We start from the raw sequence: 23,683 nt of genomic DNA, 5'->3' as shown, positions 1-23,683 counted from the left end.
GGGGTGGCGGCGGAACGCTGTCGCGACCCTAACGCGCATTCACAAACACCGCTCGGCCGACCCCGGACCCGCCGCCGACCCCGGACGCGCCCCGACCCCCGGACACGACGCTGCCCGGCCTCCACAAAGGTGGCCGGGCAGCGCGAAACGGAAAACTACGGCCTGGTGCGCCGGCGGGTGCCACCCCGGCGGCCACGCCGACGGCTGGTGCTGGCCTCGGCCAGCTCGCCGTCTTCGTCGTCGCCGGCCGCGTCCGGGTCGTCGGTGCCAGCCAGCCGGCCGTTGGTGCCCGGCGCGATGTCGGTCGGTGCCTCGACCTCGTCCACCGGGTCGAGCACGACGTCGTCGTAGCGGGACAGGTCGTACCCCATGGTGTCGTCTTCCGAGACCACCGTGGGCTCGACCGTGTCCGGAGCCGAGGCCTGCGCGGGCGCCGCCTTGCGGCCGCGCCGCCGCGACGACGCCGAGGTGGTAGCGGCCGGCGCGGACGCCACCGCCTTGACCTTGTCGCCGCCACCGCCGCCACCGCTGCTGCCAGCGTTCGCGGCGTTGCCGCCACTCGAGCCGTTGGCGCCATGGGTATGCCCGGCGCCACCGCCAGCCACGCCACCCTTAACCGGCACCGGCTCCGTGTGGATGATCAGGCCGCGACCCTTGCAGGTCTCGCAGGTCTCGGAGAACGCCTCGAGCAGGCCCGCACCGATCCGCTTGCGGGTCATCTGCACCAGACCCAGCGAGGTGATCTCGGTGACCTGGTGCTTGGTGCGGTCCCGGCCCAGGCACTCGGTGAGCCGGCGCAGCACCAGCTCGCGGTTGCTCTCCAGGACCATGTCGATGAAGTCGATGACGACGATGCCGCCGAGGTCGCGCAACCGGAGCTGGCGGACGATCTCCTCGGCCGCCTCCAGGTTGTTGCGGGTGACCGTCTCTTCGAGGTTGCCGCCCGCACCGGTGTACTTGCCGGTGTTGACGTCGACCACGGTCATCGCCTCGGTGCGGTCGATGACCAGGTGGCCGCCCGAGGGCAGGAACACCTTGCGGTCGAGACCCTTGAGGATCTGCTCGTCGATCCGCTTCTCGGCGAACAGGTCGACCGTCGAGGTGTGCCGGTGCAGGCGAGGCACGAGGTCCGGCGAGACGTGGCCGAGATAGGTGTCGACCATCTCGTACGCGTCGTTGCCCTGCACGATGATCTCGCGGAAGTCCTCGTTGAACAGGTCGCGGACGACCCGGATCAGCAGGTCGGGCTCCTCGTAGAGAAGTGTCGGCGCGCCACCGGCGGCCGCCTTCTCCTGGATGTCCTCCCACTGCGCCTGGAGTCGCTTGACGTCGCGGGCGAGCTCGTCCTCGGAGGCGCCCTCGGCCGCGGTCCGGACGATCACGCCGGCGCCCTCGGGGATGAGCTTCTTCAGCACGTCGCGGAGCCGCTTGCGCTCGGTGTCGGGCAGCTTGCGGCTGATCCCGGACGCGTTGCCGCCGGGCACGTAGACCAGGTGCCGGCCGGAGAGCGCGATGTGGCTGGTCAGCCGGGCGCCCTTGTGGCCAATCGGGTCCTTGGTGACCTGCACCAGCACCGAGTCGCCGGAGCGCAGCGCCTGCTCGATCGAGCGGGCCCGGCCCTCCAGGCCGGAGGCGTCCCAGTTGACCTCGCCGGCGTAGAGCACCGCGTTGCGGCCCCGGCCGACGTCGACGAACGCCGCCTCCATCGAAGGCAGCACGTTCTGGACCTTGCCGAGGTAGACGTTGCCGGCCATCGCGCCGGACGACGCCCGCGTCACGTAGTGCTCGACCAGCACGTCGTCTTCGAGCACCGCGATCTGGGTGCGGTCGCCGCGCTGGCGGACCACCATCACGCGGTCGACGGCCTCGCGGCGTGCCAGGAACTCCGACTCGCTCAGGATCGGCGGCCGGGTGCGGCGCTGCTCGCGGCCGTCGCGGCGGCGCTGCCGCTTGGCCTCCAGCCGGGTCGAACCGGAGACGCCCTGCACCTCGTCCGAGGTGGTACGCGGCTCGCGGATCCGGACCACGGTGTGCACGCCATCGTCGGCGCTCGTGTCGGTGTCGCCCTTGCGGCGGCGTCGCCGGCGCCGGCGGGTCACCCCGTCGCCGTCGCCGTCGTCGTCCTGACCGTCCTCGTCCACAGCGGCGGCCGCGGGCTCCTCGGCCTCGTCCGCCTCGTCGATCGGGCCCTTGCCCCGACCCCGGCCTCGGCGGCCGCGGCGCCGACGGCGGCGGCCGTTCTCGTCGAGCTCGTCGTCGTCCGATTCGTCGGACTCGTCGCTCGCGGTCTGCTCGGCCTCGTCGGTGTCCTCGACCTCGACCACGGCCGGTTCCTCACCGGTACGCCGCCCGCGCCGGCGCCGTCGACTGGTGGTCTCCGCGACCTCGGTCTCCGCCTCAGCCTCAACAGCGGGCGCGGCGGTCGGCTCTTCCACGGCCGGAGCCTCGACGCCCTCAGCGGCAGCGCCTCGGGTGCGCCGCGTGCGCCGGATCGGCGCAACCGGCTCGTCGTCGGGCTGCGGTGCCATGAACAGCAGCGGGGCCGCCACGACACGCCGGCGCCGGCTCGGTGCCGGCTCCTCGACAGCCGCGCCGGTGTCGAGCGGCTCGGTGGTGGCCTCTTCGGTCTCTTCCTCGTCGGCCGGCTCGCCGGGCGCGCCCGGCGCCTGGCTGTCGACCAGGCCACGGTCCGCGTCGCGCGGGCCGGCGCCAGCGGCACCGGGCTCGACGTCGCCGAGGCCGGCGGCCGGCTCAGCGGCAGGGTCGTCGGACTCAGCGGCGACCACGCGCCGGGTGGAACGGCGGCGCGCCGGAGCGGGCTCCACGTCGCCCAGGCCGGCGGCCGGCTCAGCGGCCGGATCATCAGACTCGGCGGCGACCACGGCGTCAGCGGCGCGGGCGGCCGGGGCGGCGTCCTCGGTCGCGGCCTTGCGGCGCCGGGTCCGCTTGACGGGCGCCTCGTTCGTACCCTCTGCCGGGGACTCGCCCTCAGTGTCGGGTTTGGCAGCGGTTGTGGCCTTACGCCGCCGCCGCGTCGGAGCGGCTTCCTCTCCGGAAGCCGCAGAAGCCCCAGAAGCCGCAGCACCAGAAGCGGCAGCACCAGAGGCCGGAGCCTCCGGAGCGGCCGCCGAGGCGGTCGACTTACGGGCGCGGGTGCGCTTGACGGGTGTGGCCGGGGCCTCGGCGCCGGGCTCGTTGCCCTGCACCTCGCCGCCCGTTGGCTCGTTCTCGAGCATGGACGTTCTCCAGTTCTGGCAACCCCGGGCGCGGGTGAGCGCTGCCACGCAGGGTCGCCGCAAAGTGTTTCCGGCCACGCCCGCTGCTGGAAGCGGCGGGCAGACCGAAGTCTGGCGGACTAAACGCCGATCGCGTTTCCGCGGTCAGTGTTCACCGACAACAGCCCCGTCGCGGTCCGCCTCCAACGGATCCGCGATCGCCCCCTGCGCGGTCAGTCGGCCCTGTGCCAGCCGGATGGCCCTTGGCGGGACCGGCGGCTCCAGGTCGGCCACCACACGGAGGCCGGCAAGGACGTCATCGGGTCGTACGGACGGGGTGACCTGCCGCACGACTACGTCGAGTATCGCACACGGCACGTCGGGGGCTCCGGAAGCGGCCGGACCGGAAGTGATCACCTCGATGGACACCACGGCGCCCCGCGTGTCGAAAGTGCGCCGGCCCTGCTTCGTCTGGCGCTCTACCAGCACTTCGGATGAATCCCAAAATCTCGTGGCAGCGTCGGATGCGGCGGCGTCGGTCACGCCCGGCAGTTCCAGCCGCCACCGCGACGCGTCGATCCGATCCGCGAGGCTCTCTCCGGAAGCCTCCACCGCGTCCAGCACGTCGAGACCCGGTGAGAGCGCCGCGTCCAGTGCGGTGACGACCCAGGCCGGGTCGACCACCTGCTGCAGGCCGATCTCGAGGTACTCGGCCTCGCTCCCGGTGCCGGTCGGCGCCGCGCTGGCGTACGAAATCTTGGGGTGCGGTGTGAATCCCTGCGAGAAGGCGATGGGTACGCCGGCCCGCCTCAACGCCCGCTCGAAGGCGCGCGCGAAGTCACGGTGCGAGGTGAACCGCAACGGCCCCCGCTTGGCGTACCTGATCCGGATGCGCTGGACGACGGGCGCCTGCCCGCCTTCCGGCTGTGGCTTCCTGCTGATCGCTGTGCTCCTCGCCTGGTCGGCCCCTTCGGCTCCATCCTCCCACCTATTAATCTGCCGCCATGACGGACGTCGACCCCAAGGCGGGAGCGGGAGGCCCGGGCTGCGGTGGCCGAGGTGCTGGACCGGCACCTGCGCCAGCCGGACGGGGGCTACGCCAAGGAGTCCAGCATGCGGATCACGGTCGCCCGAACACCGAGTCCAGATATCCGTCGAGTGCCCCGAGCGCGGTAGCCGCCGAGTAGGTGTCCGTGAGCAGGTAGAGCGCGAGCCCCTCGACCAGCGCCAGCAGGGTGGTCGCGGCGGGCTCCGGCATCATCGTCGCGAAGAAGTCGCGCAGCCCCTGGGACCCTCGCCGCTGCACCTCGGCGACGTCGGGCCGGGTGGCGGCGTACGCGAAGAAGGCCAGCCCCACCCGGCCGTCGGCCCGCCGCTGCTCGTCGAGCGGCAGGAGTTGGACGGCCAACGCGCGGATGAGGTCCCTCGGCGCCGGCGAAGGGCCGAGCGCGTTGACCGCCGCCTCCATCCGCTGGCCGATGTGCCCGCTCACCACCTCGAGCGCGAACAGCATCATCTCGTCCTTGGTGCCGAAGTAGTGCTGCACCAGCCCGGTGGTCGCGCCGGCCTCGGCCGCCACGTGCCGCAGGCTCACCGCTTCGAGGCCGCGCTCCGCCGCGACCCGCATCAGGGCGTCGGCGATCTGGGTGCGCCGCTCGGTGGGGTCGACCCGTTTCGGCATGCGGCCATGCTTTCACATTGCGGTCGTATTGACGCGGACCGGCGACACGTTTTACATTACAGTCGTGATGCAAAAACTGGCGATCGAGGCGTACGGCCTGGTCAAGCGCTACGGCGACGTGACCGCGCTGAACGGCGTCGACCTCACCGTCGAGGCCGGCACCGTGCTCGGGCTGCTCGGCCCCAACGGTGCCGGCAAGACCACGGCCGTGCGCGTCCTGGCCACCCTGACCCGACCCGACGCGGGCTCGGCTGCCGTGCTGGGCCACGACGTGACGCGCGACGGCCACCGGGTACGCCAGTTCATCGGCCTGGCCGGCCAGCACGCCTCGGTCGACGAGGACCTGACCGGCCGGCACAACCTCCGCCTGGTCGGCCGCCTGCTCGGTCTGTCCCGCCGGGACACCGCGGCCCGCGCCGCCACACTGCTCGACGAGTTCGGCCTCGCCGACGCCGGCGACCGACCGGTCAAGACCTACTCGGGCGGCATGCGCCGGCGCATCGACCTCGCCGCGAGCCTGGTCAACCACCCGCGCGTGGTGTTCCTCGACGAGCCGACCACCGGGCTCGACCCGGTCGCCCGCGGCGCGCTCTGGGACCGCATCCGCGCGCTGGTCGCCGCCGGCACCACCGTGCTGCTGACCACGCAATATCTGGAAGAGGCCGATGCGCTGGCCGACGAGATCGTGCTCGTCGACCACGGCCGGGTGGCTGCCCGGGGCACCCCAACCGCGCTCAAGCGCCGGCTCGGCACCCAGACGCTCGACTTGCGACTGGCCGACCCGGCCCGGGTCGACGACGCGGCCGCGCTGGTCGCCGCCGTGGTCGGCGCGGTGCCCACCCGGCTCGGCGAGCGGCTGAGCGTGCCCGTAACCGATGGCGCGATGATGCCGGCCGTGGTCCGCCGGCTCGACGAGGCCGGCGCCGAGATCGCCGAGATCGCCCTGCACCTGCCCAGCCTGGACGACGTGTTCCGGGCGCTGACGACGACCGAAGCGAGCGTGGCCGCATGACCGTGAGCCTGGCCGTCACCCAGTGCGCGACGCTGGCCTGGCGCGGCATCGTGAAGATCCGCCGGCACCCCGCGACGCTGGCCGACGTCATCTTCGGGCCGGCCATCTTCCTCGTGCTGTTCGTCTACGTCTTCGGCGGCGCGATCTCCGGCAGCACCCGCGAATACCTGCAGTTCGTGCTGCCCGGCATGCTCGGCCTGATGACCCTGCTGGCCACCATGGGCGTCGGCGTCGCACTCAACCAGGACATCGAGAAGGGCATCTTCGACCGGATCCGCAGCCTGCCCACGCTGCGGATCGCCCCGCTGGTCGGCGCGATCGGCGGCGACATCGTCCGCCAGGTCGTCGCCATCGCCGCACTGCTTGGCTTCGGCCTCGCGCTCGGGTTCCGGTTCAGCACCGGTCCCCTCCCGGTGCTCGCGGCCTGCGCCCTGGCGCTCGGCTTCGCGCTCGCCCTGTCCTGGGTCTGGGTGCTGCTGGGCCTGCTCCTGCCCAACGCCCAGGCCGTGCAGGGCCTCGGCGCGGTGATCATCTTCCCGCTCTCGTTCGCCAGCAACATCTTCGTGCCGACCGAGACGATGCCCGGCTGGTTGGCGGCCTTCGCCGAGGCCAACCCGGTGGGACACCTGATGGAGGCGCTACGCGGGCTGATGCTCGGCGGCCCGGTCGCCCGGCCGGTGCTGATCACCCTGCTCTGGATGGCCGGCTTCGTCGCGGTTTTCGCGCCACTCGCCCTGCGGATCTACCGCAGGCGCAGCCTGACCTCGTGAGCGCCGTCGACGGCGTAACGCTCGACCTCGGCGTACCCGTGCCGCTGGGCGAACCGCAACCCGTCGACGTTGGCCGCCAGCACCAGGGTCTCGATCGCCGCGGGTTCAAGGGCGCGGGCCGAGGCCAGCGCGCGCTCGTGGATCAGCGTGCCGAACCCGCGGCCGCGTTGGGGCGGGAGCACCCGGACGATCACGGTGGCGACGCCGTCGGCATCGAGCGGGCGCACGGTCGAGTTGCCGACCGCCACCTCACCTAGGTACGCGAGCTCCAACCGGTTCCGCCCGGCCCGCTCCCGCGTGTCTTCGAGCGAGAGCGGCCAGGGCGGCACGACCGTGTTGTGGATCTGGCGCCACTGTTCGAGCGCCGCGTCGTCAGCGGGCGCGACGAAATGGAGCTCAGGCATTCCCGCTGCCGACCGGCGTCAACGGCAGCAGCTTGCGGCCGGTCGGGCCGATCTGGATCTCGGTGTCCATGGACGGGCAGACGCCGCAGTCGAAGCACGGGGTCCAGCGGCAGTCGTCCTGCTCGAACTCGCTCTTCGAGTCCTGCCAGTCCTGCCAGAGCCAGTCCTTGTCGAGCCCGGAGTCGAGGTGGTCCCAGGGCAGCACCTCGAGCTCGTCGCGCTCGCGCGTGGTGAACCAGTCGAGGTCGAGACCGAAACCGGGCAGCACGGCACCTGCCGCGTCGACCCAGCGCTGGAACGAGAAGTGCTCGCTCCAGCCGTCGAAGCGCTGGCCGTCGGCCCACACCTGCCGAATCACCGCGCCGACCCGGCGGTCACCGCGGGACAGCAGCGCTTCGATCAGCGAGGGCTGGCCGTCGTGGTAGCGGAGGCCGATCGCCCGGCCCAGCGAACGGTCGCTGTTGATCTCCTGCTTGAGCATCTTGAGCCGGTTGTCGATCACCTCGGGCGTCGCGACCGGGGCCCACTGGAACGGGGTGTGCGGCTTGGGCACGAACCCGCCGATGGAGACCGTGCAGCGGATGTCCTTGGAACCGGTGGCCGCGCGACCGGCCTTGATCACCTCGTGCGCGAGGCGGGCGATCTGGAGCACGTCCTCGTCGGTCTCGGTGGGCAGCCCGCACATGAAGTAGAGCTTCACCTGGCGCCAGCCGTTGGTGTACGCGGTGACCACGGTGCGGATGAGGTCTTCCTCCGACACCATCTTGTTGATCACCTTGCGGATCCGCTCGGAGCCACCCTCGGGCGCGAAGGTCAGACCGGTCCGCCGGCCGTTGCGGGACAGCTCCTGGGCGAGCTCGATGTTGAACGCGTCGACCCGGGTGGACGGCAGCGACAGCGAGACGTTGGTGCCCTCGTACTGCTCGGCTAGGCCGGAGCAGATGTCACCGATCTCGGAGTGGTCGGCGCTGGACAGCGAGAGCAGGCCGACCTCGGAGAAGCCCGAGAACTCCAGCCCCTCCTTGACCATCTGGCCGACCGTGGTGATCGACCGCTCGCGTACCGGCCGGGTGATCATGCCGGCCTGGCAGAACCGGCAGCCGCGGGTGCAGCCCCGGAAGATCTCCACGGCATAGCGCTCGTGCACGCTCTCGGCCAACGGCACGAGGGGCTTCTTCGGGTACGGCCACGCGTCGAGGTCCATCGTGGTGCGCTTGTGCACCCGGAACGGGACGCCGGCCCGGTTGGGCACGACCCGCTGGATGCGCCCGTCGGGCAGGTAGTCGACGTCGTAGAAGCGCGGCACGTAGACGCTCTCGGTCTTGGCCAGGCGCAGCAGCAGCTCGTCCCGGCCGCCCGGGGAGCCCTCTTCCTTCCAGGCCCGGACCAGCGCGGTGACCTCGAGGACCGCCTCTTCGCCGTCGCCGAGCACGGCCGCGTCGATGAAGTCGGCGATCGGCTCCGGGTTGAACGCGGCGTGCCCGCCGGCCAGGACGATCGGGTCCTCGTCGGTGCGGTCCTTCGCCTCGAGCGGGATGCCGGCCAGATCGAGCGCCGTCAGCAGGTTCGTGTAGCCGAGCTCCGTGGCGAAGGAGACGCCGAGCAGGTCGAAGGCGCGGACCGGGCGGTGCGCGTCGACCGTGAACTGCGGGACACGGTGCTCGCGCATCAGCGCCTCAAGGTCAGGCCAGACCGCGTACGTGCGCTCCGCCAGGACGTCGGGCTGCTCGTTGAGCACCTCGTAGAGGATCTGCACGCCCTGGTTGGGCACGCCCACCTCGTACGCGTCGGGGTACATCAGGGCCCAGCGCACGGTGGTGGTGTCCCACTCCTTGCGCACACCGCCCAGCTCGCCGCCGACGTACTGGATCGGCTTGCTGACCAGCGGCAGCAGCTCCTCGAGCCGCGGCCACACGGATGCGACGGTCATAGACCCCCTCCTTCATTCCAATCAACCAGGGTACGCGGCGTCTTCGCGCGCTCTTTAGCGCGTGCGGCGCCCGAGTTGAACGAGTTCAAGATCGGCGTAACATCGACGGTGTGACCACCCTCAGCGTTGCCGACCGGCTGTCGGCCTGGCGATACGCGTTCGCCACCACGAATCCGCCCGAGCAGGGCATCGTCGACCCGGTCACGCGCTGGCTGGTCGTCACCCGCGCGGGCGTACTCCCGATGACCTTCGTCTCGGGTCTGATCGCTGTTCTGCTGGCCGCCGTCGCCACTGTTTCCGTCGACTGGCTCAACATCGCGCTGGCCGTGGTCGGCATCGTCGTCGCCCACCTGGCCAACAACCTGATGAACGACCTGACCGACACCGACGTCGGCAACGACACCGAGGACTACCCCCGCGCGCTCTACGCGCCGCACCCGATCCTCGCCGGCCTGGTCACCCGCCGGCAGTTGCTCGTCGGCATCCTGCTCTGCCAGGTGGTCGACCTGGCCATCATGATCACGCTGATCGTCCGGCAGGACTGGTGGGTCGCCGCGTTCGCGCTCGGCGGGCTGTTCCTCTCCTGGGCCTACACCGCGCCGCCGCTGCGGCTCAAGAAGGTCGGGCTCGGCGAGGCGGACGTGCTGGTCACCTGGGGTCCGCTGATGGTCGGCGGGGTCTACTACGCCGGCACCGGCACGCTGCCCTGGGCCGTCGTGGTCACCGCGCTCGTCTACGCGCTGCTGCCGACCACGGTGCTGATGGGCAAGCACATCGACAAGCTGCCGTACGACGCGCGCAGCGGGACCCGGACGCTGCCGGTGCTGCTCGGTGAGCCGTTGGCCAAGACGGCCACCGTCGGCATGATGCTGCTCTACTACGTGGGCGTGGTGGTCCTGGTCGTGCTCGGCGAGCTGCCGTGGCCGGCCCTGCTCACCTTGGGCGGGCTGCCGACGCTGGTCTGGGTGTGGCGACGGTTCCGCGAGCCGAAGCCGGTGGACCCGCCGCCGAACAACCCGGTGTGGCCACTGTGGTGGGCACCGCTGGCGTTCATCCACACCCGCCGGGCCGGCGCCCTGCTGATCCTCGGCCTGGCGGGCTGGGCTGTCTATCGGGCCTTCTAGGGCCTTGGGCCCAGCAGGTCCCACTTGTTGCCGGCGACGTCCTCGAAGACCACGACGCTGCCGTACGGCTCGTGCCGTGGTTCGCCGTGGAAGGTGACACCCGCTTCGCGCATCCGGGCGTACGCGGCCTCGAAGTCGTCGACGCGCAGGAAGAAGCCGACGCGCCCGGCGAGCTGGTTGCCGACTGTCTTTCGCTGGTCCTCGCCGTCGGCCTGGGCCAGCAGAAGGCCGGTCGCCGCACCCGGCGGGCGGACCACCACCCAGCGCTTCGGCCGGCCGTCGTTCGTGGTCGACGGGCTGTCCTCGACCAGGTCGAATCCGAGGGCGTCGACGAAGAACCCGATCGCCTCGTCGTAGTCGTCGACGACGACCGCTGCCAGTTCGATGTGCATGGTGGGGAAGACTAGCCCGGCTCGTCTAACCTCGGGTCGGGCTGGGAGAGGAGCGCCGCGATGGCGGAGCAGGGGCGGGAGCGCCAGGGCGACGCGACCGAGCCGGCCACACCGGTCGACCCGGTCGAGCCGAAGTGGAGCGGCGCCGCACCGGTGCCGCCGCCCACGCCCAAGCGCAAACGTTGGCTCGAGGACGAGTCGGGCTTCCCGCCGGCACCGCCTCCACCGCCTCCGGCTGAGCGGCGTGATCCGACGCTGAGCCTGCCGACGTCGTACGAGCCGGATACGCCGGTGGACCCTTGGGGCGACGTCGACCCGCTGCCGTCGTACCCGGTGGAGCTCTCCTATCCGCCCACGCGGGTGGAGCCGGCGGTGCCACCGCCTCCCCCTGTGTCGCACGTGCCGCCGCCCTTGCCCGTGCCTGTGCCCGCGCCCGTCGAGGTGCGCAAGCCGCGCAAGGCGAAGCGGCCCGAGCCGGCCGGACCGCCGCCGGGCTGGCGGCCGCCGCCCGGCTACGTCGCGGTCCCGGTGCGCCGGCGCCGTCGCTGGCCCTGGTTCGCGTTGCTCTCGCTGCTCTGCTGTTGCGGCTGCCCGGCGTGGTTCGGCCAGCCGATCTTCGCGCAGTATCCGGCCAACTCGGTGACGCCCAGCATCGTCGGTGGCCTGACGCTGCGGGACGACCAGCAGAGCCGCAACACCGCGAAGCGCCTCAAGGACGAGCTCAACAAGGCCTACTGGGCGCGCGAGTCGACGTTCGCCGGCGTCTACGTGGACAGTGACAACAAGCGCGCCACCGTGTACGGGACGACAGGCTTCCATTTCTCCCCCGACGGCGACGTGGTCGACGAGATCACCCGGGTGACCGGGAACTACAAACTGCGTGACGTCCGCACAGTCGACGCGACCGAACGCGGCGAGAGCCGCCGCTGCGGTGTGGGCGTCGACAACGGCGCCGACGTCGTGGTCTGCTCGTGGGCCGACCACGGCAGCCTCGGCACGGGCGTCTTCACCCGACTCGGCATCGACGACAGCAACGCCAGGCTGAGTCAACTACGCGACACGATCGTGACCCGCAAATCGGACGGTTGATTTGATTGATTTAACCGTTAGAGGGGCACAATGATCGGATGATCCGTCGGTGGTTGTTCGCCGATCAATTGGGGCCACACTTCCTGGACGCGCCCCGACAACCGGTGCTGCTCGTCGAGTCGAAGGCCGTCTTCCGACGCCGGGCATTCCACCGACAAAAGGCCCACCTCGTACTTTCTGCGTTGCGGCACCGCGCGGCCGAGCTAGGCGACCAGGCGATCTTCCTACGCACGGAGACCTACAGCGAGGCACTACGCAAGGTCAGCGGCGAACCACTCGACGTATGCCATCCGACCTCTCGCCGCGCCCGCTCTTTCGTGCAGAGCCTCGACGGAGTGACGGTGCTGCCGCCCCGCGGCTTCACCACTTCCCCGTCCGAGTTCGTCACCTGGGCCGACGGCAGACACGGCCGGCTGCGCATGGAGGACTTCTACCGCGACGCCCGCCGCCGCCTCGACGTGCTGATGGACGGCGACACCCCCGCCGGCGGCAAGTGGAACCTGGACGCCGAGAACCGCCAACCGCCGCCGTCGTCGGGCGTGGAGGTGCCGGCACCGCCGATGCCGGTCGAGGACGAGATCGACGAGGGCGTACGCGCCGATCTAGATCGTTGGGAGCGGGAGGGCATCCGCTTCGTCGGCCGGGACGGCCCGCGCCTGTTCCCGGCAACCCGGCGCGAGGCCCTGGCCCGCCTACGGCACTTCGTGGAACACCGACTACCGGCGTTCGGCCCGTACGAGGACGCGATGCTCGCCGAGGACCCATGGATGGCCCACAGCCTCCTGTCGGCGCCGTTGAACCTGGGCTTGATCGATCCCCTGGACGCGGTGCACCGTGCGGAGGCCGCCTATCGTTCGGGTTCCGCGCCCCTGTCGTCGGCGGAGGGCTTCATCCGGCAGTTGATCGGCTGGCGCGACTACATCTGGCATCTGTACTGGTACTTCGGCTCGGGCTACACCGCCGCCGACGGTTTGCGCGCGACTCGCGCCGTCCCGTCGTGGTTTCGGGACCTGGACGCTGACGCTCTGGAGGCCCGCTGCTTGTCGGACGTGCTGGCCGGCGTCCGGGACCGGGGCTGGGTGCACCACATCCCCCGCCTGATGGTGCTGGGTAACTATGCGTTGCAGCGCGGCTGGCGCCCGGCGGAGATCGTGGACTGGTTCCACCGCAGCTTCGTGGACGGCTACGAGTGGGTGATGACGGCGAACGTCATCGGCATGAGCCAGTACGCGGACCTGGGTGCGATGACCACGAAGCCGTATGCGGCTGGCGGTGCGTACATCAACCGGATGAGCGACTACTGCCGAGGCTGTCGTTACGACCCACGTTCGCGGCTGGGCGTGAACGCGTGCCCGTACACGGCTGGCTATTGGTCGTTCCTGGACCGCAACCGGGGCCGTCTGCTCGGCAACGCGCGCATCGGCCAGGCGATGCGGCAGTTGGACCGGCTGGAGGACCTGGGCGCGGTCCGCGACCAGGAACGCGAACGGGGTGACGCCGCTCCGTGACGGTGTCCTATGTGGTCACGGGTGGTGCCGGAGGGGTCGGCCGCGCGATCGCCGAACGGTTGCTCCTCGTCGACGGCGCCACGGTGGTGGTGCTTGACCTGGCCGCGCCGACCTGGTCGCACCCGCGCATGCTGTCGGTGATCGGCGACGCCAGCGACGAGTCAGCCGCGTCGGCCGCAGCCGACCAGGCTTGCGCAGCGGCGCCGCTGGCGGGTTGGGTCAACAACGCCGCGGTCTTCCGAGATCTGTCGTTGGATGCGGCCCCGGCGGCTGAGGTGGTCGCCCTGATCACCCTCAACCTGGCGCCGGCAGTGGTGGGCTCGTCGGTGGCGGTGCGTCGGTTCCTCACGGCCGGGACGGGCGGCGCGATCGTCAACGTCTCATCGCACCAGGCACAACGCGCGGTCCGCGGCGCACTCCCCTACGCAACGGCGAAGGCCGCGATCGAGAGTTTGACCCGGTCTTTGGCGGTCGACTACGGGCCGTCTGGCATCCGCACGAACGCGGTGGCGCTGGGGTCGATCGAGACGGAGCGGTATGCGGGCTATCTGGCCGGGCTGCCTGCGGCGGTGGTGAGCCAGGTCGAGGCCGAGATGGCCCGCCTGCACCCGATCGGGCGAGTCGGCCGAGCGGACGAGGTAGCGGAGGCGGTCGCCTTCCTGCTCTCCCCCGGCGCCAGCCTGATCACGGGCACGGTCATCCCGGTCGACGGCGGACGCGCGGCCCAGGGCCAGGACCCGGAGTCCCGCTGACACGGGTCGGCAGCGGCGATGATGCGAGCCTCGCCGGGCTGACCGCGTGGCCGCTGGCGTGGTCGCCGGGAATCGATGACTATGGACGGCGTGAAGTTGGCAGGCCGTGCAGCGGTGGTCGCATTCCTGCTTGCGGCGACGGCCGGCGTCGTATGGATGTTCCTGGGACCGGGGGCCAAGAACGCCCTCGTCAGCAACGCTAACGTGATCGGCGGACTCAGCGGTGTCTGCACGTTGGCCTTTTCGATTATGACGTTGTGGCCAGACGTCGCACGGAGGCGGACGGCCGATGCCTTCACGACGCAGGCGATGCAGGTGGCGGTCGACTACCTTTCTTCAGAAACGTTGCATTACTGGTGCGCGGAGGCCAAGGGTCGGAAAATCACTATGCCCTCACCGGCGGTAGTGCGCTGGCGATGGAGTTCGTCAAGCTACGCAGCCACAGTTCACGAGATTGAGCCCACCTTGCTGACGGAGGGCGTCGTCAACAAGTTGCGCGAGCTGCTGTACGAGCCGTTGGGCGCTCAGGCGCGCATCGTTCTGGTCGGCGGGCCGGGCTCGGGCAAGACGACCGCCATGATGCTGCTTCTCATCGACATTTTAAAGTCGCGGTCGTCGTCTCCGACCTCGCCGGTCCCGTTGTGGCTCACGCTAGGGAGCTGGAATCCCGATACGACAGCGCTGCACGAGTGGGCGGCGGCAACGCTCAGTCGCGATCATCCTGGCCTTGTCACAGCGTGTGGGCACCGTTCGGCGGCGAAAGAACTGATACGCGCCGGGAAGGTGGCACTCTTTCTCGACGGTCTGGACGAGATGCCGCCAGAGCGACAGGGTCGAGCGTTAGATGTGATCGACCGCGAATCCGTCGGGCTCCCCTTGGTGATCACCAGCCGGCCGGAGCAGTATGGGGACGCGGTGGCAGAAGGCCGCCTCTGGGGGGCCGCGGTCATCGAGATGCTGCCGATCGACCCGGACCAGGCCCGCGACTTCTTGCTCACCGAACAACTCGGCGACCGTCGTTCGGCTTGGGAGGCGGTGGCGGCGAACCTCAAGGATCGGCCGGATGATCCGATCGCACGCACCTTGACGACGCCGTTGGCGCTGTGCCTGGCCCGGGACGCTTATGCGAATGCGGATCCCATGACCCTGCTCGGGTCCGACGTCCACCCGACATCGGAGGCGCTCCTCCAGCACTTGCTCTTCAGATCGCTCACCATCGCCTATCCCGATCAGGGCGAGCGAGAACACGCCGTCTACTGGCTTTCGTGGATCGCCCGGCACCTCGGGCCGGAGCGAGACCTGCGCTGGTGGGAGATCCACACCTGGGTTTCCTTCAAAAAGCAGCAGCTCATCATGAGTTTACAGGTCGGCGTTTGGCTCGGGATCCTGGTCGGCCTCGCCGCTGGCATATCGGTTGGGCGTGCGACCGACCGTGTGTCCGGGCTCGTTGTAGGGATCGTCTTGGGGACCATCGTCGGGGTCTTGAGGGGACTCGTCTCTGCCCTGCGGTTGCCAGAGGTGGTGCCGCCGACGACCCCTGTGGGCGATCCCGCCGCGATTCACCGCGCGGAGCAACTGCGAGGCCTAAAAGTCGGTCTCGCGCCTGGGGTGGTCGGCGGTGCAGGTTCGGGGCTCGTGGTCGGTCTGCCTTTTGGCTTCGCGTCAGGTTTGACCGTCGGATTGATCCTCGGGTTCGCATACTGGCTCACGTCGGGGCTTTCCAACGATGCGGCTTCCCGGCTGCAAATCGCTGAACTGGCGTTGGGCCGCGGAGTAAAGCTCATGCCCTTCTTGGAGTCAGCCTGGCACAAGCAGGTCCTCCGCCGAGCGGGAACTGTTTACCAGTTTCGCCATGCAGCGCTGCAGGATCTCCTTGCCGATCCGTCCCGGGATGCACCGCATCCGCGCCGCCCCAGGAACGCCGCCCCCGCGGGCGCGACGCCCAGCGCACGGGCGTGACCTGCTGGCCAAGCTCGCGCGGCGGCTATTCGGCTTGTGGGGTTCCGACTCGGAGCATCGGGGCGTATTTGGGGACGTACTCCTGGCCCGTCATTTCCTGGATCGCGACCATGACCTCGTCGGTGATCTGGCGCAGGGAGGAGCTGTCGCTGCCGCGGCCTGTGACCTCGATCGGCTTGCCGAACTTGACCGTGGCTGTGCCGCGCTTGAAGCGGGGCACGCGGTGGCCGATCGGCTGGAGCTCGTCCGTGCCGATGAAGCCGACCGGGATGATCGGCACGTCGGCGGCCAGGGCCAGCCGGGCCACGCCCGTGCGACCGCGATAGAGGCGGCCGTCCGGGGACCGGGTGCCCTCCGGGTAGATCGCGACCAGGTCGCCCGACTTGAGCACCGGGATCGCGCCGTCGAAGGCGCTCAGGGCCGCTCGGCCGCCGGCGCGCTCCACGCGGATCGCTCCGATGCCCGTCATCACCGAGCGGGTGAACCAGCCTCGGAAGCCCGTCCCGGTGAAGTATTCCGCTTTCGCCCAGAATGCGATGTGGCGCGGGATGACCGAGCCCAGGAACAGCTCGTCGGCGACCGACAGGTGGTTGCCGGCGAGGATCGCACCACCGCTCGGGGGTACGTTCTCCAGCCCCTCGACCTTCGGCGCCCACCCCCACCGCATGCTCACGCCAATGGTGAGCTGGCCGATCGTGTAGAGCAGCGGCACGGGTCCTCCGGATCTCGCGGCGTGGGCGGTGTCACCGTAACCGACACCGCCCGCCGCCGCGAGTGGACGAACAGGCTCTAACTACGCGTCACCGTCACCCGGACGGGTTCGCCGTCGCCGACCTCGCCCTCGAAACCCGTGGCGCCCGCACCGAACGTCAGCGCGTCGGCCAGGACCTCCCGGGCCACGAAGTCACGGTGCGCTTCGACCGCGGCACGCATCCCGTCAGATCCGTCGAGAACCAACGAGATCCGGTCCGAGACGTCCAGGTCAGCGTCACGCCGCGCCTGCTGGACCACCCGGACCACGTCGCGGGCGACGCCCTCGGCTGCCAACTCCGGGGTCACCGCGCTGTCCAGCACGACCACGCCCTCACCGCCCGGCAGGGTGGCCGAATTGTCCGGGTCCGCGGCCACCAGCTTGAGGTCGTACTCGCCCTCCTGGAGGGTGACCCCGGCGGCGACCGGCTGGCCCTCGACCAGCGACCAGTTGCCGGCCTTGACGGCCTTGATCACCTGTTGCACCTGACCACCGATCCGCGGGCCGAGCGCCCGCGGTACGACCGAGAGCACCCGCTCGCAGTGTGCGGCCACGTCGTCGGTGAACTCCACCGACTTGACGTTGACCTCGTCGGTGACCAGATCAGCGAACGGACGAAGCAGGGCAGCGTCCGGCGTCGCCACGGTCAGCGACGGCAGCGGCAGCCGCACCCGCAGGCCCTTGGCCTTGCGCACCGACAGCGCCGACGACACGAGGTCGCGGACGGCGTCCATCGCGGCCACCAGCGAGTGGTCCGCCGGGAACTCATCAGCCGCAGGCCAGTCGGTCAGGTGCACCGACCGCTCGCCGGTCAACCCGCGCCACACCTCCTCGGCCGTCAGCGGCGCCAGCGGGGCCATCAGCCGCGTCAGCGTCTCCAGCACCGTGTAGAGCGTGTCGAAGGCGTCCCGGTCTCCGGCCCAGAACCGGTCGCGCGACCGCCGCACGTACCAGTTGGTCAGCGCGTCCAGGAAGGCCCGCACGGAGACGCACGCACCCGAGATGTCGTACGCGTCCATCTGCCGGGTCACGGCCCCGACCAGCTCGCCCGTCTTGGCCAGCACGTAGCGGTCGAGCAGGTGCGTGGAGTCGACCCGGCGCACCGCCTCGTAGCCGTCGGCGTTGGCGTAGAGCGAGAAAAAGTACCAGACGTTCCACAGTGGAAGCAGCACCTGCCGCACGGAGTCGCGGATCGCCGGCTCGGTGACCGGCATGTCGCCACCGCGCAGCACCGGCGAGGACATCAGCATCCAGCGCATCGCGTCGGAGCCGTACGAGTCGAACACCTCGTACACGTCGGGGTAGTTCTGCAGGCTCTTGCTCATCTTGCGGCCGTCGGAGCCCTGCAGGATGCCGTGGCTCACGCAGGTGCGGAACGCCGGTCGGTCGAACAGCGCCGTGGCCAGCACGTGCATGGTGTAGAACCAGCCGCGGGTCTGTCCGATGTATTCGACGATGAAGTCACCCGGGTAGTGGTGCTCGAACCAGTCCGCGTTCTCGAACGGGTAGTGCACCTGGGCGAACGGCATCGACCCGGACTCGAACCAACAGTCGAGCACCTCGGGTACGCGACGCATCGTCGACTGACCGGTCGGGTCGTCCGGGTTGGGCCGGGTCAGGTCGTCGACGAAGGGCCGGTGGAGATCGGTGACCTGCACGCCGAAGTCCCGCTGGAGCTCTTCGAGCGAGCCGTAGACGTCCAGCCGCGGATAGTTCGGATCGTCGGACTTCCAGACCGGGATCGGCGAGCCCCAGAACCGGTTGCGGCTGATCGACCAGTCGCGGGCGTTGGCCAGCCACTTGCCGAACGAGCCGTCCTTGACGTGCCCCGGCGTCCAGTCGATCTGCTGGTTGAGCTCGACCATCCGGTCCTTGAACTTGGTCACCTGCACGAACCAGGACGACACCGCCTTGTAGACCAGCGGGGTGTCGCACCGCCAGCAGTGCGGGTAGGAGTGCGTGTAGGTCTCCTGCCGCACCACGACGCCGCGCTCCTTGAGGTCGCGCGTCACCGGCTTGTTGGCCTCGAAGACCTGCATTCCCTGGTACGGGGGAACGAGCGCGGTGAACCGGGTGTGGTCGTCGACCGTCACGATGGTCGGGATGCCGGCCGCGTTGCAGGCGTTCTGGTCCTCCTCACCGAAGGCGGGCGCCATGTGCACGGCGCCGGTGCCGTCTTCGGTGGTGACGAACTCGCCACCGAGGATCTGGTACGCGTTGGGCCCGGCCTTCTCGACCAGGAAGTCGAACAGCGGCGTGTAGCGCTTGCCGACCAGGTCCGCGCCGCGCCGGCTGCCGGTGCGGGTGAACCCTTCCAGCTCCTTGGCGTAGTAGTCGGTGCGGGCGGCACCCATCAGGTAGACCTGGCCCGTGTCGTCGGTGAACTCGGCGTACTCGATGTCGGGGCCGACCGCGACCGCCAGGTTGGACGGCAGCGTCCACGGCGTGGTGGTCCAGACCGCGAGCTTCTCGCCGCTGTCGAGGGTGAACCAGACGGTCAGCGACGGGTCGTGCCGGTCGCGGTAGACGTCGTCCATCCGGGTCTCGGTGTTGGACAGCGGGGTCTCACAGCGCCAGCAGTAGGCCAGCACCTTGAAGCCCTCGTACACCAGGCCCTTGTCGTGCAGGCTCTTGAACGCCCACATGACACTTTCCATGTAGGACAGATCGAGCGTCTTGTAGTCGTTGGTGAAGTCGACCCAGCGGGCCTGGCGGGTGACGTAGCGCTCCCAGTCCTGGGTGTACTGGAGGACCGAGGTGCGGCACACGTCGTTGAACCGCTCCACACCCAGGTCGACGATCTCGGCCTTGGTGGTGATCCCGAGCTGCTTCTCGGCGACGACCTCGGCGGGGAGGCCGTGGGTGTCCCAGCCGAACCGGCGCTCCACGCGCTTGCCGCGCATGGTCTGGTAGCGCGGGACGACGTCCTTCACGTAACCCGTGAAGAGGTGGCCGTAGTGCGGAAGGCCGTTGGCGAACGGGGGGCCGTCGTAGAAGACGAACTCGTTGTCGCCGTTCTTGCCTGCGTCACGGAGCTCCACGGAGGCTTCGAACGTCTTGTCGGCCGTCCAGTGCTCCAGCACACGCCGCTCGACCGCGGGCAGGTCGGGGCTCGCCGGGACGCCCGGCTTGCTCTCGTGCTTGGGATAGGCCATCGGTGGTCAATCTCCTCGAACAGCTCACACACGTCGTGGACTGCGAGGACGACCCAAAGGGCCGCGGTACCACCCCGCTTGGTGATCAAAGAACGACCACCCGCTCGTTGACGGCTGTGACGGGCCGAACCCGTCCGGTTCTACTGAGATCCGAAGATCCGTTCTTCCGGAGGCTCACCGGTGATGGCCGGGTCATCGCCAATTGCACACAAGGCTACCTGACCGGCAACAACGTCCGCGCGCGACTTATTCTGGCCGCGTGATCCGGATCGAGCTCGACGCACCGACGCTCGACCGCACCCGGATCGCGATCAGCCCGCTCTGGGAGACCGTCGACGCGTTCTATCTGCTGGACCGCAACCCGGACGGCGTCCCCTGGCCCTACCAGCAATGGGCGGCGCGGGCCCGCGAGGTGATCCGGGACGTGCCGGAGGCGGCCCGGGTGGCGTGGTTGATGCGTGAGTCCGGCTCGCGGTCGCCCGACTTCCTGTCGCCGATCCCGTCCACTCCGGCGCCGACGATCGAGGAAGAGCTGCACGCCCTGGCCACGACGCCACGCAGCGTGGTCGAGGAGCAGCTACCGGACTACTACGACGATCCGCCCGCCTGGATCCGGCCCTTCCGCGACGACCCGGCCCGGGCCTTCGCGGAGCTCGCCGAGGGCCTCGCCGCCTTCTGGAAGGGCGCGATGGCACCCCACTGGCCGGCGATGCGGGCCGCGCTCGACGAGGAGGTGCTGCACCGCGCCCGGGCGCTGGCCGCCGACGGACCTGACGCGCTGCTGGCCGACCTGCACCAACGGGTGATCTGGGAACGGCCGGTGCTGACCCTGGTCAAGCCGCTGGAGCAGTCGTTCTCGGCGGTCGACAAGCGGCTCCTGCTGATCCCGTTGATCTTCTCCCGGGGCGCGCTGATGTGCTCCACCGACCATCCCGAGGTCGTCGCCGTCTCCTACCAGGCACGCGGCGCCGCGGTCCTCGCCGAGGGCCGCCCGGAACCGGCCCCGGACCGCCTGGCCGTCCTGATCGGCCGCGGCCGGGCCGCCGTACTCGAGGCGCTGTCTCGGCCGGCGACCACCGCGGGCCTGGCGGCGACCCTCCGCCTGGCGCCGAGCACGGTGTCCGAGCACCTGACCGCGCTCACCGCGGCCGGCGTGGTCAACCGGCGCCGGGCCGGCCGGCGGGTGCTCTACTCGCTGGAGCCGGCGGGGACGGCGCTACTGCACCTGCTGGCCGACGACCCGAGCCGCCGCCAGCATTCGGCGTAAGCCGAATTCATTTCCCGGGCCGCCGTGGCTACCTAGCGTCCCTGGCATGGCTCTCGCGATCGAGGCGCGTGATCTGCGCCGGACCTACCGCACCCGCACCGGATGGCTCAACCCGCGCCGGGTGGAGATCGACGCCGTCCGCGGCGTCGACCTGGACGTCCGCCGGGGCGAGCTGTTCGGGCTGCTCGGCCCGAACGGCGCCGGCAAGACCACGACGATCAAGATGCTCAACACCCTGCTCATCCCGAGCTCGGGCAGCGCGCGGGTGTGCGGCTTCGACGTGGTCTCGCAGACGAGGGAGGTACGCAGGCGGATCGGGTACGTCTTCGGCGGCGACCGGGGCCTCTACGACCGGCTCTCGGCGCTGGACAACCTGCGCTACTTCGCGGAGCTGTACGGGGTGCCGGCGGCCCGGCAGAAGCGGCGGATCGGTGAGCTGCTGGAGCTGGTCGGGCTGACCGGTCGCGAGCGCGAGCGGGTCGAGGGCTACTCGCGCGGCATGCGGCAACGGCTGCACATCGCCCGCGGGCTGCTGCACGAGCCCGAGGTGCTGTTCCTCGACGAGCCGTCGATCGGCGTCGACCCGGTCGCCGCCCGGGAGTTGCGCAACACGGTCGCCGGCTTGGCCGCGACGGGGACGACCGTGTTGCTCACCACCCACTACATGGCCGAGGCGGAGGAGCTGTGCGACCGGATCGCGGTGATCGCCGGCGGTGAGATCCAGGCGCTGGGCACCGCCGACGAGCTCAAGCACCACGCCGAGGGCCGCCGGGTGCTCGAGGTGCAGGCGTTCGGGGTCAGCGACTCGCAACTCGCGGGAATCGACGTGCTTCCGGGTGTACGCGAGTCGAGCGTCGACATCGTCGGCACGGCACAGGTGTTGACCGTCCAATCGGACGCCACGGTCGACGTGCAGGCGGACGTGCTCCGGTTGTTGGACGGGGTGCGCCTCGGCCGGGTGACCGCGCGGCAACCGACGCTGGAGGACGCGTACGTCGCGATCGTGGGCCGGTCTCCCGTCGAGGTGGCCGCGTGAGCGTGCTGCGGTTGATCGGGCGCGGGACGCTGCTGCACGTCAAGCAGCTCAGCCGGTCCCAGTTCGAGATCGCCACCGCGCTGTTCGTCCCGCTGGTCCAGGCCACCCTGGCGGTCTACCTGTTCCGCGCGGGCAGCGAGCCGCACCGGCTGCTGGAGGCGGCGGTCGGCGCGGGAATGATGGCCGTCTGGAGCTCGGTCCTGTTCGGCTCCGGCGGCGCCATTCAGAATCAGCGCTGGCAGGGCACGCTGGAGATGCTGATGCTGGCCCCTCGGCCGCCGGCGCTGCTGGTCTTCCCGATCACGCTGGCGACCGCGGTCACCGGCACGTACGCGATGATCGCCACTCTGCTCTGGGGTGGCCTGGTCTACCGGATCCCGCTGGACGTGGCCGACCCACTGGCATTCGCGGTGTCCGTGCCGGCCGCGATCCTGGGCCTTGGCATGTTCGGCCTGCTGCTGGCGTCGACGTTCGTGCTGCTGCCCAACGCCAACGCCATCAACAACACCCTCGAGTACCCGATCTGGCTGGTCTCGGGGATGCTCGTGCCGATCACGGTGCTGCCCGGCTGGACCGGCCCCATCGGCGCTGTGCTGCCGACGACGTGGGCCGCCCGCGCGGTGCGCGAGTCGGTCACGGGCTCCGGGCCGGTCTGGCCGTCGCTGGGCGTCTGCCTGGCTCTCAGCTTCGTGTGCCTGGTCGCCGGCGCGCTCGTCATGTCCTACGTGGAGCGTCGCGCCCGCGCGAACGCGACCCTCGCCCTAGCCTAGAGATTGGTCCGCTCGTGCGCCTGCTCACCGTCGGAGGCGTGATCGCCTACCGCGCCCTGTTCAACTGGACGACACCGTCGATGTTCGTCGGGACCCTGCTGGTCGGGCCGCTGTTTCAGTTGCTGTTCTTCGCGTTCCTGGGCCGCCAGTTGGGCGTGGCCTCCGATTCGTTCTACATCGTGGGCAACGCCGTCCTGGCCGCGTCGGTGGCCTGCGTCTTCGGAGGCACGATGGCGGTGTCCAACGAGCGCCGCTACGGAACGCTCGGGCATGTGCTGCTCTCGCCGCGCCCGCGGACGCTGGTCTTCCTCGGGCGGGCCGTCCCGTACGCGGGGAACGGGTTGTTGATCGCCGCTTTCACGTTGACTGTCGGGTCGTTGGTGCTCGGTCTGCGCGTGCCTCTTGGTGCCATCCCCGGGCTGGCGGTGACGCTGGCGGTGGGGTCGTTGTCGTGCGCCTTCTTCGGGCTGACGCTGGGCGCGCTCGGGCTGCGGTTCCGGGACGTGTGGCTGGTCTCGAACGTGTCGATCTCATTGCTGCTGCTGCTGACCGGCGTCAACGTGCCGGCCGACCACCTGCCGGCGTGGATGCGGGTCGTGGGCGGTGGGCTGCCGATCACCCACTCCGCCGAGGCGGCTCGGCGGTTGGTGGCCGGGGACGGCTTTGGTGCGGCGATGCCCGCGCTGGGCAAGGAGTTCGCGGTCGGCGTCGCGTACGCGGTGGTCGCGGCCGCACTCCTCAAGGTCTTCGAGGCCGAGTCCCGCCGCCGCGCGTCCTTGGACACCCTCTGATACGGGCATTGATTCTGACCTATTGGCCCCCTACGCTAAGCGGGTCGGCGAACGCACAGCGTTATCCCCACCGTCCC

General features: G+C 70.3%; 19 protein-coding genes. 11 read left to right on the top strand and 8 right to left on the bottom strand.

What is annotated here, in order from left to right:
• Window positions 1-155 precede the first annotated feature (155 nt).
• From BLV39_RS09690 to BLV39_RS09680, 3 genes are all read right to left on the bottom strand, one after another.
• The gene (locus tag BLV39_RS09690; protein WP_090789436.1) at window positions 156-3,236 is read right to left on the bottom strand and encodes an Rne/Rng family ribonuclease; all 3,081 of its coding nucleotides are present in this window, start codon (window positions 3,234-3,236) and stop codon (window positions 156-158) included.
• 144 nt (window positions 3,237-3,380) lie between these two features.
• Window positions 3,381-4,100, bottom strand: a complete 720-nt coding sequence (locus BLV39_RS09685; RefSeq protein ID WP_275414323.1) for a TIGR03936 family radical SAM-associated protein — start codon at window positions 4,098-4,100, stop codon at window positions 3,381-3,383.
• Window positions 4,101-4,335: 235 nt separating this feature from the next.
• Window positions 4,336-4,896 carry a TetR/AcrR family transcriptional regulator gene (locus tag BLV39_RS09680; RefSeq protein WP_090789434.1) on the bottom strand — a complete coding sequence of 187 codons (561 nt, stop codon included), beginning with the start codon at window positions 4,894-4,896 and terminating at the stop codon, window positions 4,336-4,338.
• 67 nt (window positions 4,897-4,963) lie between these two features.
• Here BLV39_RS09680 and BLV39_RS09675 point away from each other — a divergent pair, with 67 nt between their 5' ends.
• Both BLV39_RS09675 and BLV39_RS09670 read left to right on the top strand, forming a co-directional pair.
• The gene (locus tag BLV39_RS09675; protein ID WP_090789432.1) at window positions 4,964-5,908 is read left to right on the top strand and encodes an ATP-binding cassette domain-containing protein; all 945 of its coding nucleotides are present in this window, start codon (window positions 4,964-4,966) and stop codon (window positions 5,906-5,908) included.
• Window positions 5,905-6,678, top strand: a complete 774-nt coding sequence (locus BLV39_RS09670) for an ABC transporter permease (protein WP_090789430.1) — start codon at window positions 5,905-5,907, stop codon at window positions 6,676-6,678. The genes BLV39_RS09675 and BLV39_RS09670 overlap by 4 nt, the downstream gene beginning before the upstream one ends.
• Here the strand turns inward: BLV39_RS09670 and BLV39_RS09665 are convergent.
• Together BLV39_RS09665 and BLV39_RS09660 are read right to left on the bottom strand one after the other, a co-directional pair.
• On the bottom strand, window positions 6,651-7,082 hold the full coding sequence (locus tag BLV39_RS09665; protein WP_090789428.1) for a GNAT family N-acetyltransferase: 432 nt from the start codon (window positions 7,080-7,082) through the stop codon (window positions 6,651-6,653). The genes BLV39_RS09670 and BLV39_RS09665 overlap by 28 nt on opposite strands.
• Window positions 7,075-9,012 (bottom strand): TIGR03960 family B12-binding radical SAM protein, encoded by a 1,938-nt coding sequence (locus BLV39_RS09660; RefSeq protein ID WP_090789426.1) that lies wholly within the window; start codon window positions 9,010-9,012, stop codon window positions 7,075-7,077. Before BLV39_RS09660 ends, BLV39_RS09665 begins: the two co-directional genes overlap by 8 nt.
• Before the next feature lie 110 nt (window positions 9,013-9,122).
• Between BLV39_RS09660 and BLV39_RS09655 the strand changes: the two genes are divergently transcribed.
• Complete coding sequence (locus BLV39_RS09655; protein WP_090789424.1) at window positions 9,123-10,136, top strand: prenyltransferase; 1,014 nt, start codon at window positions 9,123-9,125, stop codon at window positions 10,134-10,136.
• On the opposite strand, the gene BLV39_RS09650 is transcribed toward BLV39_RS09655, so the two are convergent.
• Window positions 10,133-10,528: a VOC family protein gene (locus BLV39_RS09650; RefSeq protein WP_090789423.1), complete on the bottom strand. Its 396-nt coding sequence runs from the start codon at window positions 10,526-10,528 to the stop codon at window positions 10,133-10,135. The two genes, BLV39_RS09655 and BLV39_RS09650, sit on opposite strands and share 4 nt — an antisense overlap.
• A gap of 60 nt (window positions 10,529-10,588) precedes the next feature.
• Between BLV39_RS09650 and BLV39_RS09645 the strand changes: the two genes are divergently transcribed.
• The 4 genes from BLV39_RS09645 (at window position 10,589) to BLV39_RS09630 (ending at window position 15,836) form a co-directional block, all read left to right on the top strand.
• Window positions 10,589-11,617 (top strand): hypothetical protein, encoded by a 1,029-nt coding sequence (locus BLV39_RS09645; RefSeq protein ID WP_090789422.1) that lies wholly within the window; start codon window positions 10,589-10,591, stop codon window positions 11,615-11,617.
• 38 nt (window positions 11,618-11,655) lie between these two features.
• Window positions 11,656-13,125, top strand: a complete 1,470-nt coding sequence (locus tag BLV39_RS09640; RefSeq protein ID WP_090789420.1) for a cryptochrome/photolyase family protein — start codon at window positions 11,656-11,658, stop codon at window positions 13,123-13,125.
• Complete coding sequence (locus BLV39_RS09635; RefSeq protein ID WP_090789418.1) at window positions 13,122-13,877, top strand: SDR family NAD(P)-dependent oxidoreductase; 756 nt, start codon at window positions 13,122-13,124, stop codon at window positions 13,875-13,877. The genes BLV39_RS09640 and BLV39_RS09635 overlap by 4 nt, the downstream gene beginning before the upstream one ends.
• Window positions 13,878-13,958: 81 nt before the next feature.
• On the top strand, window positions 13,959-15,836 hold the full coding sequence (locus BLV39_RS09630; protein ID WP_176984829.1) for an NACHT domain-containing protein: 1,878 nt from the start codon (window positions 13,959-13,961) through the stop codon (window positions 15,834-15,836).
• Between the two features lie 25 nt (window positions 15,837-15,861).
• Here BLV39_RS09630 and BLV39_RS09625 read toward each other — a convergent pair whose 3' ends face one another.
• Window positions 15,862-16,548, bottom strand: a complete 687-nt coding sequence (locus tag BLV39_RS09625) for a lysophospholipid acyltransferase family protein (RefSeq protein ID WP_090789415.1) — start codon at window positions 16,546-16,548, stop codon at window positions 15,862-15,864.
• A gap of 77 nt (window positions 16,549-16,625) precedes the next feature.
• On the bottom strand, window positions 16,626-19,742 hold the full coding sequence (ileS, locus tag BLV39_RS09620) for an isoleucine--tRNA ligase (RefSeq protein WP_090789413.1): 3,117 nt from the start codon (window positions 19,740-19,742) through the stop codon (window positions 16,626-16,628).
• 259 nt (window positions 19,743-20,001) lie between these two features.
• Here ileS and BLV39_RS09615 point away from each other — a divergent pair, with 259 nt between their 5' ends.
• From BLV39_RS09615 to BLV39_RS09600, 4 genes are read left to right on the top strand one after another with little or no spacing between them, the layout of a single operon-like run.
• Window positions 20,002-21,009 (top strand): ArsR/SmtB family transcription factor, encoded by a 1,008-nt coding sequence (locus BLV39_RS09615; RefSeq protein WP_090789411.1) that lies wholly within the window; start codon window positions 20,002-20,004, stop codon window positions 21,007-21,009.
• Window positions 21,010-21,055: 46 nt separating this feature from the next.
• The gene (locus tag BLV39_RS09610; protein WP_090789408.1) at window positions 21,056-22,045 is read left to right on the top strand and encodes an ABC transporter ATP-binding protein; all 990 of its coding nucleotides are present in this window, start codon (window positions 21,056-21,058) and stop codon (window positions 22,043-22,045) included.
• Window positions 22,042-22,815 carry an ABC transporter permease gene (locus tag BLV39_RS09605; protein WP_239083981.1) on the top strand — a complete coding sequence of 258 codons (774 nt, stop codon included), beginning with the start codon at window positions 22,042-22,044 and terminating at the stop codon, window positions 22,813-22,815. The genes BLV39_RS09610 and BLV39_RS09605 overlap by 4 nt, the downstream gene beginning before the upstream one ends.
• A gap of 14 nt (window positions 22,816-22,829) precedes the next feature.
• On the top strand, window positions 22,830-23,606 hold the full coding sequence (locus BLV39_RS09600; protein WP_239083982.1) for an ABC transporter permease: 777 nt from the start codon (window positions 22,830-22,832) through the stop codon (window positions 23,604-23,606).
• Window positions 23,607-23,683: the final 77 nt, after the last annotated feature.

It is taken from the genome of Asanoa ishikariensis, from assembly GCF_900107455.1.
GTDB lineage: Bacteria > Actinomycetota > Actinomycetes > Mycobacteriales > Micromonosporaceae > Asanoa > Asanoa ishikariensis.
Note: the sequence above shows the minus strand (reverse complement) of the source record. Positions and strands in the feature narration are given on the sequence as shown.